Here is a 14,542-nt window from a genome sequence, read left to right as displayed (position 1 = left end):
GGCCCGGTACCTTCGCCCCCCAGGGGAACCGCCCGGCCTCAGGACTGCGTGGTGTCCTGCGTACACGGGACGGGAAGACACCAGGCGGCTGGAAGGAGATCCGGATGAGCGACGGCACGGCACTCGCGGAGCGGATCGCCGAGCGGCGGGACGGCTCCGGCGATCCGATGGCCATGGTGGGCGAGTTGCGGCGCGCCCTGGTCCTCGTCCCTGTCGACGCGGGCGGTCTGTGGACGGCTCAGCTCGGCGGGGTGCGCTGGATCTGCGCCTTCACCAGCGAGGAGGCGCTAGCCCGGTTCGCGCGGGCCCGTGACGCGGGGGACGGCCAGGAGACGGGCCGGTCCTGGGAGTTCGCCGAGATCCGGGGGGCACGGCTGCTCGACGAGATCGTCCCGGCGATGGGCGTGCCGGCCGGGGTGGCCGTCGACATCGCCGACCCGGACGGAGCGATGGTGTTCCCGCCGGCCCTGGGCATCGTGCCCGACGCCGTCGCGGTCGACGCACCGGCCGCCGAAGGGGCCGTCTGATGGGCGGCGGGGCGGAGGACCTGAGGGTCGGCCCGGACAGCGTCCAGCGGATCACCCAGGGCCTGCGATCGGCGATCGCCGAGCTGCGGGAGGTCGGCACCGGGACCGGGGCCGTCCTCGGCAAGGGGTTCTCGGACCTGGCGATGACGGGCATGGAGGCCGGACACCACGGTCTGTCGGTGGACTTCGAGGACTACTGCGAGCGCTGGGAGTGGGGCGTGCGGGCGTTGATCCAGGACGCCAACACCATCGCCGCGACGCTCGGACTCGCCGCCGGAATGGTCTGGGAGGAGGACCAGTACCTCCAGGGCACCTTCAAGATCGCGGTGAACGCCGCCGTCGGCAACCCGCACGCCTCCGAGGAGGACATCGTCAAGCAGAACTGGGGCGATGTGTTCACCCCCGACTACCTGAACCCCGACTGGAGCCAGGAATCCTTCCAGCGTGCGGGCGAGGACGCCGCGCAGACCTGGAAGGACACCGGACGGGCGGTGCTGACGGAGGGCAACGGCGGGCGCCAGTCGCAGATCCTCAACGAGATGCTGGGCGTGGACCAGGAGGCGTTCGACCGGGCCGTGGACGACACGTTCGGACCGTCTCCCGAGGAGCGGGCCGCCCAGCAGCAACAGCCGGGTACCGGGGGGAACTGAGCCGTGGGCATCGGGGATTTCGTCAGCGACATCACTCCGGACGTCGTCGAGGACGCGGTCGAGGACGGCACCGAGTGGCTCGGTGACCGGGTCGAGGACGCCGGCGACTGGACCGCCGACCGGCTCGAGGACGTGGGCTGGGAGTCGGGCGCGGACTGGGTGCGCGAGCAGTCCCGCTCGCTGGCCAACCGGATGGGCGCCGAGGTCGACGAGATGGACCTCGGGCAGACCGAGGACAAGACCAAGCTCATCTACGGCAGCCCCGACAAACTGCGCACGACCGCTTCCCACCTGCGGGATCTCCAAACGTCGTTCGACCTGGTGGGCGAGGGGCTGAAAGGTCTGGACTCCTCCGCGATCAAGGGTGAGGCGGCTGACGCGTTCCGTGAGACGGTCTCGATCGAGCCGCCGAAGTGGTTCAAGGGCGCCGACGCCTTCGGCAAGGCGGCCGACGCGCTGGCGAGTTTCGCCCTGACGGTCGAGTGGGCGCAGCGGCAGGCGCAGACCGCCATCGACAAGTGGAAGGCCGGCACCAAGGCGTCGTCGGACGCCCTGGACGCGCACAACAAGAAGGTCGACGACTACAACAGCGCGGCGGACCGCTACAACGCCCGGCCCGAGGACCAGCGGGACCCCTCCACCCTGCCGCCGAAACCGGGCGCGTTCAGCGATCCGGGCAAGGCGCAGATGGAGGAGGCCCAGGAGATCCTGGCCGAGGCCCGCAAGCAGCGGAACGCGGCGGCGGACACCGCGCGTACCGCCGTGCAGGCGGCCAGGGACGCGGCGCCGCCCAAGCCGTCGTACGCCGAACAGGCCATGGACGGCCTGGAGGAACTGCAAGTGATGCAGACCCACTTCGGCGCGGGCATCGTCAAGGGAACGGCCGGCCTCGTCACCTTCGTACGCGGTATCAACCCCACCGACCCGTACAACCTCACGCACCCCGCCGAGTACCTCACCAACCTGAACAACCTGGCCTCGGGACTGGTGCTGGTCGCCAACGACCCGTGGGGCGCGGGCAAGCAGATGCTCGACAACTTCATGAAGGACCCCGCGGAGGGCTTCGGCCGGCTCGTTCCCGACCTGCTGCTCACCGCGGCCACCGGCGGCGCGGGGGCCGGGGTCAAGGGAGTACGGGTCGCCGCGGAAGCGGCGGACCTGGCCGGCGACGCCAACCGTGCCCGCAAGCTGATCGACGACGTCCCGAACGGCACGCACGACCGTCCCGACGGCCAGCGTCTGATCGACGAGACCGACCCCGTCGACCTCGCCTCGGGCCGGATGTTCCTGCCGCAGACCGACGCCGTCCTCCCCGGCACTCTGCCGCTCGCCTTCACCCGCCGCGTCGAGTCCGGCTACACCGTCGGACGCTTCTTCGGGCCGTCCTGGTCCTCCACCGTCGACGAACGCCTGGAGATCGACGCCAAGGGCGTCGTCCACGTCACCGACGACGGCCTCCTGCTCACCTACCCCCACCCGGTGCCCGGGGTCCCCACCCTTCCCGAGTCCGGTACCGGGCGCCGTCTGCTCACCCGCGAGGAGAGCGGCGACTACACCGTCACCGACCCGGAGAGCGGCCTGACCCGCCACTTCACCGCTCCGTCCGGAGCGGAACCGGGTGACGACGGGGACGCCTGGCTCGAGCGGATCAGCGACCGCAACGGCCACAGCGTCACCCTCGACCGCGACGAGCTCGGCACGCCGCTCGCGCTCGTCCACTCGGCCGGCAGCCGGCTCGCGGTGGGCACCGCGGAAGGCCGGGTGACCGCTCTGTCCCTGGTCCTCCCCGACGGCACCGAGCAGCCGGTCGCCGCCTACGGCTACACGGACGGCAACCTCACCACCGTCACCAGACCCTCCGGCGCCACGCTCACGTTCGAGTACGACGAGCGCAGGCGGGTGATCGCCTGGATCGACTCCAACGGCAGCCGGTACGACTACGCCTACGACGACCAGGACCGCGTGATCGGTGAGGGCGGCCAGGCCGGCCACGTGCAGCTCACCCTCTCCTACGGCCTTCCCGACCCGGCCACCGGCCACCGGGTGACCGAGCTGACCACCGCCGACGGCCGCACCACCCGCCATCTGATCGACAGCGCCTGCCGGGTCGTGGCCACCACCGATCCGCTCGGCCACACCACCCGCTACACCCATGACGCGCGCGGGAACCGGCTGACCCGCACCGACGCCCTCGGGCGGACCACCTCCTACACGTACGACGAAGCGGGCAGGCTGCTCGCCGTCGTGCGCCCCGACGGCACCACTATCAGCACCGTCCGCGACGAACGGGGCCTGCCGGTGGAGTACACCGAGGCCGACGGGACGTGCTGGCGTCAGGAGTTCGACGACCGGGGCAACCGCGTCCTGGTCACGGACCCCTCGGGCCGCACCACCCGCTACGCGTACGACTCCCGCGGGCATCTCCTCTCCTCCACCGACGCGCTCGGCGCCGTCACCACCTTCCGCTGCGACGCGGCAGGCATGCCGCTGGAGGTCACCGACCCGCTCGGCGGCACCACACGATGCGAACGCGACGCCTTCGGCCGGCTCGTCCGCATCACCGACCCCCTCGGCGCGGTCACCACCCTCGAGTGGACCGCCGACGGCGAACTGGCCCGGCGCACCCGCCCGGACGGCAGCAGCGAGTCGTGGACGTACGACGGGGAGGGGAACTGCACCGGCCACACCGACGCGACCGGGCGGACGACCCGCTTCGAGTACACCCACTTCGACCTGCCGGCCGCCCGCACCGGCCCCGACGGCGTACGCCACGAATTCGAGCACGACGCCTCCCTGCGGCTCGCCAAGGTCACCGACCCGCAGGGCCTGACCTGGTCCTACAGCTACGACGCGGCCGGCCGGATGGTCTCGGAGACCGACTTCGACGGGCGGACGGTCAGGTACGCCATCGACGCCGTCGGCCAGGTCGCGGCCCGTACGAACCCGCTCGGCCAGACGGTCTCCTACGAGCGCGACCAGCTCGACCGGGTGGTCAGGAAGGACGCGGCGGGCGCCGTCACCACCTACGCCTACGACCGTGCCGGGCGGATGATCAGGGCCACCGGCCCGGACAGCGAGCTGATCCAGCAGTACGACCGCCGGGGGGACCTCAAGGCCGAGATGGTCGACGGCCGCCCCCTCACCTACACCTACGACTTTGTGGGTCGCCGGGTCCGCCGCATCACGCCCACCGGCCGTGTCACCACCTACGGCTACGACGCCGCCGGCCGGCCCACGCACCTCACCAGCGGCACGCACCGCGTCTCCTTCACCCACGACGCGGCGGGCCGCGAGCTGCGACGCGTCTTCGGCGACTCCCTCGCCCTGGCGTCGACCTGGGACGAGACCGGCCGCCTGGCCGGCCAGCACCTCACGACCGGCGCCCGCACCATCAACCGCCGGGCCTACACCTACCGCGCCGACGGTCACCTCACCGCACTCGACGACACCCTGCGGGGCTCCTTCCGCTTCGACCTCGACCCGGCCGGCCGGGTCACGGCGGTGACGGCCGCCGGCTGGTCGGAGACGTACGCCTACGACGGGGCCGGGAACCAGACCTCCGCCTCCTGGCCCGCCGGCCACCCGGGCCACGAGGCGACCGGTTCCCGCGACTACACCGGCACCACCATCACCCGTGCCGGGGCGGTGCGCTACGAACACGACGCCGCCGGCCGCATCACCCTGCGCAGAAAGACCCGGCTCTCCCGCAAGGCCGACACCTGGCACTACTCCTGGGACGCGGAGGACCGCCTCACGGCCGTCACCACCCCCGACGGGACGCGCTGGCGCTACCGCTACGACCCGCTGGGCCGCCGCACGGCCAAACAGCGCCTGGCCGACGACGGCGAGAGCGTGGTCGAGGAGGTGCTGTTCACCTGGGACGGCGCGACGCTGTGCGAACAGACCACCACCGCACCCGAACTGCCGCGACCCGTCGTCCTGACCTGGGACCACCACGGTGCCCAGCCGCTCGCCCAGACCGAGCGCATGCTCGGCGCGGACGCGTCCCAACAGGACGTCGACGAACGCTTCTTCGCCATCGTCACGGACATCGTCGGCACGCCCACCGAACTCGTCGACGAATCGGGCGACGTGGCCTGGCACACCCGCGCCACGCTCTGGGGCACGACGACCTGGACGAGGTCCGCCACCGCATACACGCCGCTGCGCTTCCCCGGCCAGTACTACGACCCGGAGACCGGCCTCCACCAGAACTACTTCCGGCAGTACGACCCGGAGACGGCCCGCTATCTCACGCCCGACCCGCTCGGCCTGTCCCCGGCACCCAACCCGGCCGCCTACGTCCACAACCCGTTCACCTGGTCCGACCCGCTGGGTCTTTCGCCCTACCGGGGGCTGGGCCTCAGCGACGAGGCGATGAACGCCATCAACAAGCTGGAGAACATCAAGGCCGACCCGATCGGCCGTATCAACTCCGAGCCGAACCACAACCATTACTCGGCGGCCAGACGCGAGGCCGCGGGCGAGGTCGTGGCACGCAAACCGGACGGGACGCCGTTCGACCACGTCAAGGACCTGACGCAGGCACAGCAAGGGCTGGAGAACGTCCGTCGGATACTGTGGAAAGAGATGGAACGGCTGCCCGACGGCATGACCGAACGGGGCCTGGAAGTCCTTCTCAAGAAGCACGACGAGACCGTCTACCACCTGGACCGTGTGAAGGGGTTCCTCCACCAGATCCAACGGTGACCGAGCCGCCCCCGGGAGCGCCAGGCGATGAGCACACCACCGGACGACAACAGCCACGCGCGAGAGCTGCGCGACCGGTGGACCCGGCCGGAGAACGCCGACGTCCTCGCCGGACTGCGTGCGGCGCTGGTGGGCGGCGGCGACTGGCACGGCCTGCTGCGTGAGTGGTCGCAGCCGTGGGGCACCGAGAACGACCTCGGGGGCATCCCGCTCGCCGGCACCGATCTCACGGGCACCGACCTGAAGGGCGTCTATCTCGGCTACGCGGACCTGCGGGAGTGCTCCCTGAGCGGCTGCGACCTCTCCGACGCGTCACTGACCGGCGCGGACCTGACCGGCGCGGACCTCACCGGCGCGACGTTGACCGGGGTGAACGCCGGTCTCAGCGACCTCACGGGGGCCGGCCTCCGTGACGTCCGGGCCGACGACGCCGTGCTGTCGCGCGCCCGCCTGGTGCGTACCACTTTGCGCGGCGCGTCGCTGCGCCGGGCCAAGCTCCTGGCGGCCGACCTCACGGACGCGGACCTCACGGACGCGGACCTGTCCTCCGCCGTACTCATCGGGGCGAGGACCGACGGGGCGGTCATGACCGGCACCCGGCTGGACGGTGTGCGCCGCGGATCCCTGCGGCCCTGACCCCCGCCGGCCAGCGGCCTCCGGCAAGGACCCGCACACACCGTGCATCCGGTACGTACGGGCCCTTGCCCGTCCCCCGTCGGTGTAGCCGTCGACCATCATCCGCAGCACGCGCCGGCGCGTCTCGTCGGTGAGGATCTTGGGGCGCTGCTGGTCGGGCTCGTGGACGACCGGTTCCGCGCGGTCCCGGGCGTGTTCGAAGACGGAGACGAGGAAGTGCACGATGCCGGGTTGAGCAGCCGGTCGAAGACCTCGTCGACGGTGCGCACTTCGGCCCCGGCGCTGGTGGGTGGCATCCGCGCACCGTGCCCGACCCGGTCGCCGGTGTCATCGGACGCGGCGGCGACCGGAGCTCTTGGACCGACCGGAGCCCTTGGATCGCAGGGCGATGAACACGACCTCGGCCACGACGATCAGGATGCCGATGATCAAAAGGTAGATCAGACCCTCCACGACGACGCCGATGATTCCCAGGATCACGGCAACGAGCAGGAGGAACAGGATGAATGCCATACCGGGAACACCTCCGTCGGTTCGGGTCCGGGGGGCTCAGCGGCGCGCGAGCTGTCGCTCACCGTTGGGGCCGGGCCGGTAGGCCAGGTCGTAGTGCTTGAAGACCGCTTCCTCCTCCTCGGCGGGCAGGATGTCGTCGGTGCCGATGGCGGGAGCGTTCTTCACCAGGCTCTTGGAGTGCGCGACCTTGACGTAGCCCGGTCCGAGAACCGCCTCGGCGAGGGGGACGAAGACCAGACGACGACGGGAGGGGAGTCCGGTGAGGACGGTGGCCATGGCCGGCTCGTCGGTGGTGGTGTCGACGTAGATCGCTTCGAGGGCGCCGATCCTGTGCCCTTTCGGGTCGACGACGTCGTGGTCGCGCCACTCGCGGATATCGGCTGAACGGATCATGCCGTGCCCCTGACGCCATCTCACGGCACCAGCAGGGAGCCGGTGTGCGAGGTACTCCCGGTGCTTCCACCGTACTCCGGTCGGCCGTGCGAGCACCGGCTGTGACCAGGCCCCTTCCTGGAGAACCGGGGCCGGAGCGCCGGCCCTGGGCCAGCCGACGGCCACATGTCCGTCATCGGCGCCGGTCGCGGCCGCCAGAGACCGGCTCGCGGCCGCCCGCGCCTCCTGGCTGCTTCGAGCCGCGCGGTGGGGAGCCTCGCCCTGGTCGACGTACTCGGGCAGAGCTGAGTACATGCGCCCTGGCCGGTCGTGGCGCGAGCCAGGACGCTGGGGGTCATGCGACAAGGACTTGCGAAGAGCGTTCCGCAGCTGGTGGTAGGCCTCGTACTGGCCGCGGTGACGATGGGGGCGTGGGCCGCCTGGCTGGGCTGGGACCAGCAGCGTGATGTGCAGGCCGACGGCACGACGACCGGCCCGTACGAGGCATGGCAGGTGATCGGACTGGTGCTGACTCTGCTGGCGCTGGTGTACGGGGCGGTGTCCCGGGACTACATCGCGGCTGTGGCCGGCATACCGGTCGGCCTGACCGCCGCCGCCTATGTCGACTGGTCCGACGACTCCAGCGGTCTTTTCCTGGTCGGCGTGGTGATGGTCATGGTCGGCAGCCTCGCCGTGACCGCCGGCGTCTCCGCCCTGATCGCGTTCCTGACACGACACGGGCGCAGGAGCAGGCGCACCACGTAGCCCGATCCGGCCAGGGTCTGACCGTCCCTGCGGCCGTGAAGCCGCAGCACTCGAAGGGCTGCACCGGCATGCCCGACGTCCGCCTGATCCGTACCCCGTCGAGCACCGCATGTGTGTCGGCCGTTGCCGCGACGACGGCGACACCGTGCACGCCGCCCTTGATCCGGTCCTTCCGGACCGTGAACGAGCCGTCTTGGAGCCCGACCCCGGGTCGTGCGACGGGCCGGCCTCTCCGCCCACCCGGATATCCGCTGGATGAGCACCTCTTGGCCTCCAGCCTCCCGCATCGGGCATTGCCACATGCGGCGCCGCAGCTCGGGATGCTGGTGGAGTGCCGTCGTGCCACGCTGGGAGAGATCTCGCCGCTCCGAGAGTTCGGTTGACCGGATGGCCCTGCCACCCAAGGAGTCCGACATGGCCAGTGACGCCGTCCCGCCCAGCACGGCCGATGCCGACCCGCGCCCTTGGCATGCACCCGCATCGGGTACCACCGTCTTCGCGGCAGCACTGATGATTCTCGGTGGTGCGATGGCGATCTTCGAAGGAATCGCGGCCATCGCCAAGGACGATCTGTTCATTGCGACGCGCCACTACGTGTTCGAGTTCAGTCTGGCGGGCTGGGGCTGGGTGCACCTCATCCTGGGCGTTGCCCTTGTCATTGCCGGGTGCGCCGTGCTCAGCGGAGCGTTGTGGGCACGCTTCTTCGGTGTATCCGTAGCGGGGCTCGGCGCGATCGCGAACTTCCTGTGGGTGCCGTACTACCCCCTCTGGGCCTTGACGTTGGTCGCCGTCAACGTCTTCGTTGTCTGGGCTCTGTGCACGGGTATGCACAGAGAAGCTGACGCCGAGCGGCAGGCGTCATGAGGCGCGCCGACGGAACGGGCGGCCGACAGCGTGCCCGATGATCAGGCATCGGGCGGAACGGGCACGCGAAGCCTGATCCGGTCCAGACAGCAAAGAAGACCCGGGCCGCTGGGCCGGGGCTCATGTACGGAGCGGGTGACGGGAATCGAACCCGCGCTCTGAAGCTTGGTGGAAGCGCGCTGCCTGACCGGTGTCGTGCCCGCCGCGACCGTCAGCGGTGTGCGTACACACGCGTGCGTTGACGCCCGCCCGGCGTCCGGCCGCTTCCCGCTGGTGCTGCTGTCACCGGGCTTCTCGATGCCACGCAGCACGCTCACCGCCCTGGCGAACGACCTGGCGAGCCGCGGCTACGTCGTCGCCGCCGTGGACCACGCCCATGACCTCGGGTGTGACAGCAGTTGCAAAGGCGGTGCCCTCGACGACGACCGGGGCGCCGACCCGGCCTCGTCGTGAGTCGCCGTCCGGCGTGGGCCCGTGTGCCCGGCCTCGTTCCGGGCGAGGCCGGCAAGTCGGGCCCGATCAGCCTGGAGCGAGACGGCTGAGGTGCTCCCAGGACCGGTACAGATCCGCTTGGGCCTGGTCCATCTCCAAGACATGATCGAAGGACTGGCTGCCGACTATCAGCCGTCGGGGCGGGTTCGGCAGTGCGGCCAGCTCCATGACGACCGGGGCAGCGGTGTCCGGCTCCGGGGCGACGGCGTCGCCCCACATCGCCTCCATCTCGGTGCGCAGGGGCTGATACTGCGCCAGAGGTTCGGTGTTCGTGGTGCCGGCGGTGAACAAGCCGGTGTTGTAGCCACCCATCTGCACGATGGTGACCTTGATGCCGAACTCTTCGACCTCCATCGCAAGTGCCTCGCTCACCGAGTCCAGTGCGGCCTTGCCCGCACCGTAGTAACCGACGGTGGCCATGCCGCCGCCGCTGCCCATCGAGGTGACCTGGAGGAGCCGCCCGCCGCCTTGGGCACGCAGGTGAGGAAGGACCGCCTGAGCCACCCACACGGCGCCGAAGAAGTTCACATCCATATGCGCCCGGATCTGCTCCTCGGTGGCCTCCTCCACCATGCCGTAGAGCATTGCGCCGGCGTTGTTGACGACGACGTCCAGCCTCCCGAACGCGGCCGCCGCCTGCTCCACCGCGGCGAACACCCCCCGGCGGTCGGTGACGTCCAAAGGTAGCGGGACCAGGTGGTCGGGGTACTCGTCGGTCAATTCCTCCAGAGGCTCGACGTTGCGGGCGGCAGCCACCACGCGGGCGCCGGCTGCCAGGGCGGCCTCGGCGAAAGCTCGCCCCAGGCCGCGGGAGGCGCCAGTGATGAGCCAAACCCTTGTGTCCGTCATGATGCGTCACCCCGTGTAAACAAAACGAGCCGTCTCGGTTCGTTTGCAGCCTAGGGCATCGCAGCAAGCACATCAATACGGTTCGTCTCGTTTCGCTTCATGGATAGGCTGGACGCATGTCCATCGAGAAGGGGCCGGACCACTCCCGGCGCAAGGAACGGTCCCGGCAGGCGATCCTCGCGGCTGCCCGCGCCCTGGTCACCGAAGAGACATACGAGAAGGTCACGGTCGAAGCCATCGCCGCCCGTGCCGGTGTCGGCAAGCAGACGATCTATCGGCGGTGGCCGTCGAAGAGCGCGGTCGTCTTCGCCGCCCTTCTGGCTCTGAGCGAGGATGCGGACGGGCAGTCGGTCACGTTGCCGGACACGGGCGACCTCGAAGCCGATCTCAAGCTCGTCATGCGCGCCACGGTCGAGGAGTTCGCAGACCCCTCCTTCGACAGGCTGATCCGCGCTCTCAACACCGAAATCGCCAACGACGCCGCGCTGGCGGCCGAGTACCGCGAGAAGCTGGCCCGGCCGCTGGACGAGGCGAAGAAGGCGCGCCTGCGCAGCGCCCAGAAGGCCGGCCAGCTCGCCCCTGACGCCGACCTCGACCTGGCCCTCGAAATGCTGTACGCCCCGCTCTTCCAGAGGTGGCTGCACCGTAGCCGTCCGCTGACGACCGCATACGCGGATTCGCTCGTTGACGCGACACTCAGAGCTTTCGGCCCCTGAACAGTGTTCCCTGCGATCACATACGTGCTCATCACGTCGTGCGCTTGGCGTCAACTCACCCTTGCTTCGGGGTGAGTCCGGCCACGGCTCACCACCGGTTCACCGCCTGGACCAGTGCCGGTTCGTGGCGACGCCTCCACGTCAAGGTTCTCGCACACCCTCGCTTCCCGTTCCGGGGCCACGCTCAAGGACACGCTGGTCCGCGCCGGGCAGTCCTCGGCGAAGGCCGCGCTGATCTATCAGCACTCCGACTCGGACCGGCAGCAGGAAGTTGCAAGCGGGCAGGATCAGCTGGTGCGCGCCGCCCGCCAGAAGGGCAAGGAGAAGCCTTCTGGTGCGGATCTGGTGCAAGGCGCTTAGCGCGGTCCAGACAACAAAGAAGCCCCGGGCCGCTGGCCTGGGGCTTTCTGCTGGAGCGGGTGACGGGAATCGAACCCGCGCTCTGAGCTTGGGAATCACCGTGCCTCTGAGCGTAGTTGGCGACCTCACCAGCAGCAATGGGTGTTAGAGCGGGCCGAAAATGCTCTCGGTGGCACCGGTGTTGTCCGTGGCTTACCGACGTGTCGGGCACGGATCGGGCACGATGCTGAGCACCGCTTTAGGAGTTCGCTCAGCCTCGGGTCGCTGGGCATCGCGGGATGCGAAGTCGTCGTAGACCCCTCGGGGCTGCTGCTGTTCACCGCAGTTGATGTCAGCATCGGCATCGCCGGATCGGCGGCGGCCAGCCTGCCACCCGCTGGAGCCGGTCCGGGCACCGTTAGGCGGCTAGGTTATCGACCTTCTCCAAAAGCGCCACCATTTCCGGGTGGATTTCACTCGCCCTTGCATATTTGGCAATCGTGTCGAACGCGACAGCTTTGTGTCCGCGGTGTTGCAACTCTCGGTTCACGGCAGCCATAACTTCCTTGGGTGGACAAATGGAATATCGGAATTCGCTCTTCGTCCAGTTTTTGGCCAGATCGTTCAAGCCATCTTCGTTGATGGTGGCCACGCTCCTCCCGGTTGATCTTTCGGTAGCAATCTTCTCTGCGAGTAGTCGTGACGTGACCTTGTTCTGCATTCCGGCCATTGCGCCGTCGATGATATCCTGCACCTCCATAACCGGGCACTGGGAAAGTCGGGCGATGGTCTCCGGAATGATCAGGTAGCTTTCGAGTTCCTTCTTCTTCCATACATGAGCGTGCACGTCAACGCTAGCAAAGCGTGAAACCACTTCCTCGACCTGCGTATCTGTTCGGTAGTCGCGATCGAGCAATACTAGGGCCTTAACCGTGTTCCCGAGGAAGTTGCGGAGAAACCATCCAAAGGCCTCGGCGTGCTCCCATCGTGAATAGCCAGTCATGGGTACGACGGCTAGCGAGATATCTTCAGAAATCTTGCCCAATCCCAGCGTCTTCGAAAGGCGCTTGAGGGTTCGAACGTCTTTCCCTTCGACGAAAATCACGCCCCGGGCTCGGAGAGCTTTCGCCATTGCCAAGTTGAAGGAGCTGCCGAGCGCGGCATTCAAACCGCTGAGATTTGACTCCTTGGGTGCCCGTACTGCCCGACGCCGTGTTTTATCCACCCAAACAATGGAGTCGGGGTCTGCTTCGGTTAGGACCTCGGTCGAGTGCGTTGCCAAAACGATCTGAGTCTCCAAAGACTCGAGCAAGCGGACAAGGCGCCTTTGGAGGTCTGCGTGAAGGAACACCTCCGGCTCGTCGAGCACGAGAGTAGGCAGGTCTCGGGAGCGGTAGATGTGTAGCAGGAGCTGCAACCAGATCTGCACACCATCGCCAGCCCATACGATCTCTTTCTCGGAGCCGTTCCCTGCCTCCGTAAAAAAGACATCGATGCTTGATGTGTCGTATCGGGTCACCGGCTTCCCGAGCGCAATTCCCGCGAGCCAAGGTGAAGCGAATTCGATGAATTCATCCCATTCCCCGGCCTGGTCGAGCAGTCTCATTTGATTTCTGAAATGTCGGCTACTTAGACGGGTTGAAAGATTCTTGCGAATCGTTTCAGTCTCCAAAATCGGCTCTTCATGCTCAAGTGGGGACAGAGTGGGGATTACGCCGATTGTGGAGAAGTTGGCCTTGACCGGTGCCACAGTCCTGGGCGGCTTTCCGTTCGCGTCAAGGAGGTAAAAGAAGGGAGTGGGCTCGTCTTCGTATCGTCTCCGCTCAGGCCAGACAATTCGCATCTTGCATCCATTCCGCCACGAGAGCTCCATGCTCGTTTCGTCGTCGCGGAAGTTGTGCCGCACACTCTCATTCAGTGCAGCGAAATCACGCGTTGGAACGAGATAAGAAAGGTAGTAAGAGCCAGCATGCAGGTTAGTCACGCTTGGTCGCGTTCTCTTCGCGAGCCTTAGGCAAGTCTCTGCAAGTCGGAGTGAAGTCAGGATAGTGCTCTTTCCGGCGCTGTTGGGGCCCACCAGGAGTGATGCGCCTTTGAATGTCATCGCAAAGTTCCCGAAGGCTTTAAAGCTCGTAAACTTAACCTCTTTGATCAATGTCCCCCCTAAGGACCCCTTGAGGCCGAAGCGTTCAAGCCCTGTTTACCACTGAACCTCGACGGGCTGCTAGCCGTTTGGTTTACGTGGACGACTTCCCGTACCGTGGGTCTCTTCTTCCTTCAGGCACAAGAGTGTCGGCGGAGCGGGTTTGGCCGGTGTCCTGCCCGGTCTGGGGCCGTGCATGATCAGGGGGCCGTACGCTTGCCCGCAACTCGGGCAGGCTTGTCCCCTGCCCGCAATGTGTCCGAGTGGCCCCCTGGTCTTGCTCGGCGTGGGACCCGGATCGGGGAGGTGGCTAAAGCCGTGGAGCCGACCGCCCAGCCACATCGGGGTTCCCCCATCAACCTTCGCCGTTGGCGTGCGGCCGGCGGCCGGGCCAGAGCGGGGCGAAGACAGGAGCGCGGCCCGAGTCGCCGGGCCGCGCGACGCCGCGCTGTGCGCGGCGGATGCGCCTTGATGAAGTAGAGAAACTCTTACCGCGCTTGAATCAGTTGCTTGCCGTCGTGGCTCCGGACGTGAGGCCCGTGCCCGTCCAGTGCATCGAGCAGGCGAACCGCGTAGACCTCAGCCATCCGCTCGGCGACCTCTTCGGGCGTGAGCCAGTCAACTGCCGTCGACTCGGCGGAGGTTCGCTCAACGCCGCCAGACGGCTTGCACCGGAACACCAGGGCGACGATGCCGCGCGTCGTGTTCTTGTAGACCCCGGTGAGTTCGTCCACCTCGACCCGGATGCCGGTCTCTTCGAAGACTTCTCGGGCCACTCCGTCTTCGGGGGCCTCGGTGAGCTCGAGCACGCCGCCGGGGAGCTCCCAGGTTCCGTTGTCGGCTCGGCGGATCGCCAGGAGTCGCCCGTCCTCGCGCACCACTGCTCCCGCTACGGACACAGAGTGCAGTGGCGTTGACTTTGTTCCCGCGCTCCCGTTACTCATGTACAGGAGCATAGGAGAGTGA

12 protein-coding genes and 3 pseudogenes are annotated in these 14,542 nt (G+C 68.1%); 10 read left to right on the top strand and 5 right to left on the bottom strand.

The window, feature by feature from the left end; all coding sequences use genetic code 11:
• Positions 1 to 104: 104 nt before the first annotated feature.
• Genes GLX30_RS17290 through GLX30_RS17275 form a run of 4 tightly spaced genes read left to right on the top strand, consistent with a single transcriptional unit; the run spans position 105 to position 6,523 of the window.
• A complete protein-coding gene (locus tag GLX30_RS17290; protein WP_159689544.1) occupies positions 105 to 527 on the top strand; it encodes an SseB family protein in 423 nt (140 codons plus the stop codon).
• The gene (locus GLX30_RS17285) at positions 524 to 1,177 is read left to right on the top strand and encodes a hypothetical protein (protein WP_159695090.1); all 654 of its coding nucleotides are present in this window, start codon (positions 524 to 526) and stop codon (positions 1,175 to 1,177) included. Before GLX30_RS17290 ends, GLX30_RS17285 begins: the two co-directional genes overlap by 4 nt.
• Before the next feature lie 3 nt (positions 1,178 to 1,180).
• Positions 1,181 to 5,887, top strand: a complete 4,707-nt coding sequence (locus tag GLX30_RS17280) for a putative T7SS-secreted protein (protein WP_159689540.1) — start codon at positions 1,181 to 1,183, stop codon at positions 5,885 to 5,887.
• Positions 5,888 to 5,914: 27 nt separating this feature from the next.
• Entirely contained in the window at positions 5,915 to 6,523 is a 609-nt protein-coding gene (locus GLX30_RS17275; protein ID WP_159689537.1) for a pentapeptide repeat-containing protein, read from the top strand.
• Positions 6,524 to 6,850: 327 nt separating this feature from the next.
• Here the strand turns inward: GLX30_RS17275 and GLX30_RS17270 are convergent, their stop codons facing one another.
• Positions 6,851 to 7,036 carry a hypothetical protein gene (locus GLX30_RS17270; protein ID WP_159689534.1) on the bottom strand — a complete coding sequence of 62 codons (186 nt, stop codon included), beginning with the start codon at positions 7,034 to 7,036 and terminating at the stop codon, positions 6,851 to 6,853.
• A 36-nt stretch (positions 7,037 to 7,072) separates the two neighbouring features.
• A complete protein-coding gene (locus GLX30_RS17265) occupies positions 7,073 to 7,429 on the bottom strand; it encodes a PRC-barrel domain-containing protein (protein ID WP_159689531.1) in 357 nt (118 codons plus the stop codon).
• Positions 7,430 to 7,765: 336 nt separating this feature from the next.
• On the opposite strand from GLX30_RS17265, the gene GLX30_RS17260 reads away from it, so the two are divergent.
• From GLX30_RS17260 to GLX30_RS17250, 3 genes and pseudogenes are all read left to right on the top strand, one after another.
• Positions 7,766 to 8,173, top strand: coding sequence for a hypothetical protein (locus GLX30_RS17260; protein ID WP_159689527.1), 408 nt, complete (start codon positions 7,766 to 7,768; stop codon positions 8,171 to 8,173).
• 510 nt (positions 8,174 to 8,683) lie between these two features.
• Positions 8,684 to 9,037 (top strand): hypothetical protein, encoded by a 354-nt coding sequence (locus GLX30_RS17255; RefSeq protein ID WP_244258464.1) that lies wholly within the window; start codon positions 8,684 to 8,686, stop codon positions 9,035 to 9,037.
• 192 nt (positions 9,038 to 9,229) lie between these two features.
• Positions 9,230 to 9,418: pseudogene (locus GLX30_RS17250) on the top strand (alpha/beta hydrolase); the annotation flags it as partial.
• A 138-nt stretch (positions 9,419 to 9,556) separates the two neighbouring features.
• Here GLX30_RS17250 and GLX30_RS17245 read toward each other — a convergent pair.
• The gene (locus tag GLX30_RS17245) at positions 9,557 to 10,378 is read right to left on the bottom strand and encodes an SDR family NAD(P)-dependent oxidoreductase (RefSeq protein ID WP_159689517.1); all 822 of its coding nucleotides are present in this window, start codon (positions 10,376 to 10,378) and stop codon (positions 9,557 to 9,559) included.
• Positions 10,379 to 10,494: 116 nt separating this feature from the next.
• Between GLX30_RS17245 and GLX30_RS17240 the strand changes: the two genes are divergently transcribed.
• The 3 genes and pseudogenes from GLX30_RS17240 to GLX30_RS17235 all read left to right on the top strand — a co-directional run.
• A complete protein-coding gene (locus GLX30_RS17240) occupies positions 10,495 to 11,094 on the top strand; it encodes a TetR/AcrR family transcriptional regulator (RefSeq protein WP_159689513.1) in 600 nt (199 codons plus the stop codon).
• A pseudogene (locus GLX30_RS35285) lies at positions 11,095 to 11,246 on the top strand (transposase); the annotation flags it as partial. It abuts the gene before it with no gap.
• A 1-nt stretch (position 11,247) separates the two neighbouring features.
• A pseudogene (locus tag GLX30_RS17235) lies at positions 11,248 to 11,454 on the top strand (site-specific integrase); the annotation flags it as partial.
• Between the two features lie 397 nt (positions 11,455 to 11,851).
• Here GLX30_RS17235 and GLX30_RS17230 read toward each other — a convergent pair.
• A complete protein-coding gene (locus GLX30_RS17230; protein WP_159689510.1) occupies positions 11,852 to 13,588 on the bottom strand; it encodes an ATP-binding protein in 1,737 nt (578 codons plus the stop codon).
• A 476-nt stretch (positions 13,589 to 14,064) separates the two neighbouring features.
• Positions 14,065 to 14,532, bottom strand: a complete 468-nt coding sequence (locus tag GLX30_RS17225) for an NUDIX domain-containing protein (protein WP_167306833.1) — start codon at positions 14,530 to 14,532, stop codon at positions 14,065 to 14,067.
• Positions 14,533 to 14,542: the final 10 nt, after the last annotated feature.

It is taken from the genome of Streptomyces sp. Tu 2975 (assembly GCF_009832925.1).
Taxonomy (GTDB): Bacteria; Actinomycetota; Actinomycetes; order Streptomycetales; family Streptomycetaceae; genus Streptomyces.
This window is presented reverse-complemented; position numbering and strand designations above follow the sequence as displayed.

What these genes read in the sequence shown, in the direction of transcription:
- GLX30_RS17290 (WP_159689544.1), top strand. Translation starts at nt 105, where the DNA reads ATGAGCGACGGCACGGCACTCGCGGAGCGGATCGCCGAGCGGCGGGAC.
- GLX30_RS17275 (WP_159689537.1), top strand. Translation starts at nt 5,915, where the DNA reads ATGAGCACACCACCGGACGACAACAGCCACGCGCGAGAGCTGCGCGAC.
- GLX30_RS17270 (WP_159689534.1), bottom strand. Translation starts at nt 7,036, where the DNA reads ATGGCATTCATCCTGTTCCTCCTGCTCGTTGCCGTGATCCTGGGAATC.
- GLX30_RS17265 (WP_159689531.1), bottom strand. Translation starts at nt 7,429, where the DNA reads ATGATCCGTTCAGCCGATATCCGCGAGTGGCGCGACCACGACGTCGTC.
- GLX30_RS17260 (WP_159689527.1), top strand. Translation starts at nt 7,766, where the DNA reads ATGCGACAAGGACTTGCGAAGAGCGTTCCGCAGCTGGTGGTAGGCCTC.
- GLX30_RS17255 (WP_244258464.1), top strand. Translation starts at nt 8,684, where the DNA reads ATGATTCTCGGTGGTGCGATGGCGATCTTCGAAGGAATCGCGGCCATC.
- GLX30_RS17245 (WP_159689517.1), bottom strand. Translation starts at nt 10,378, where the DNA reads ATGACGGACACAAGGGTTTGGCTCATCACTGGCGCCTCCCGCGGCCTG.
- GLX30_RS17240 (WP_159689513.1), top strand. Translation starts at nt 10,495, where the DNA reads ATGTCCATCGAGAAGGGGCCGGACCACTCCCGGCGCAAGGAACGGTCC.
- GLX30_RS17225 (WP_167306833.1), bottom strand. Translation starts at nt 14,532, where the DNA reads ATGCTCCTGTACATGAGTAACGGGAGCGCGGGAACAAAGTCAACGCCA.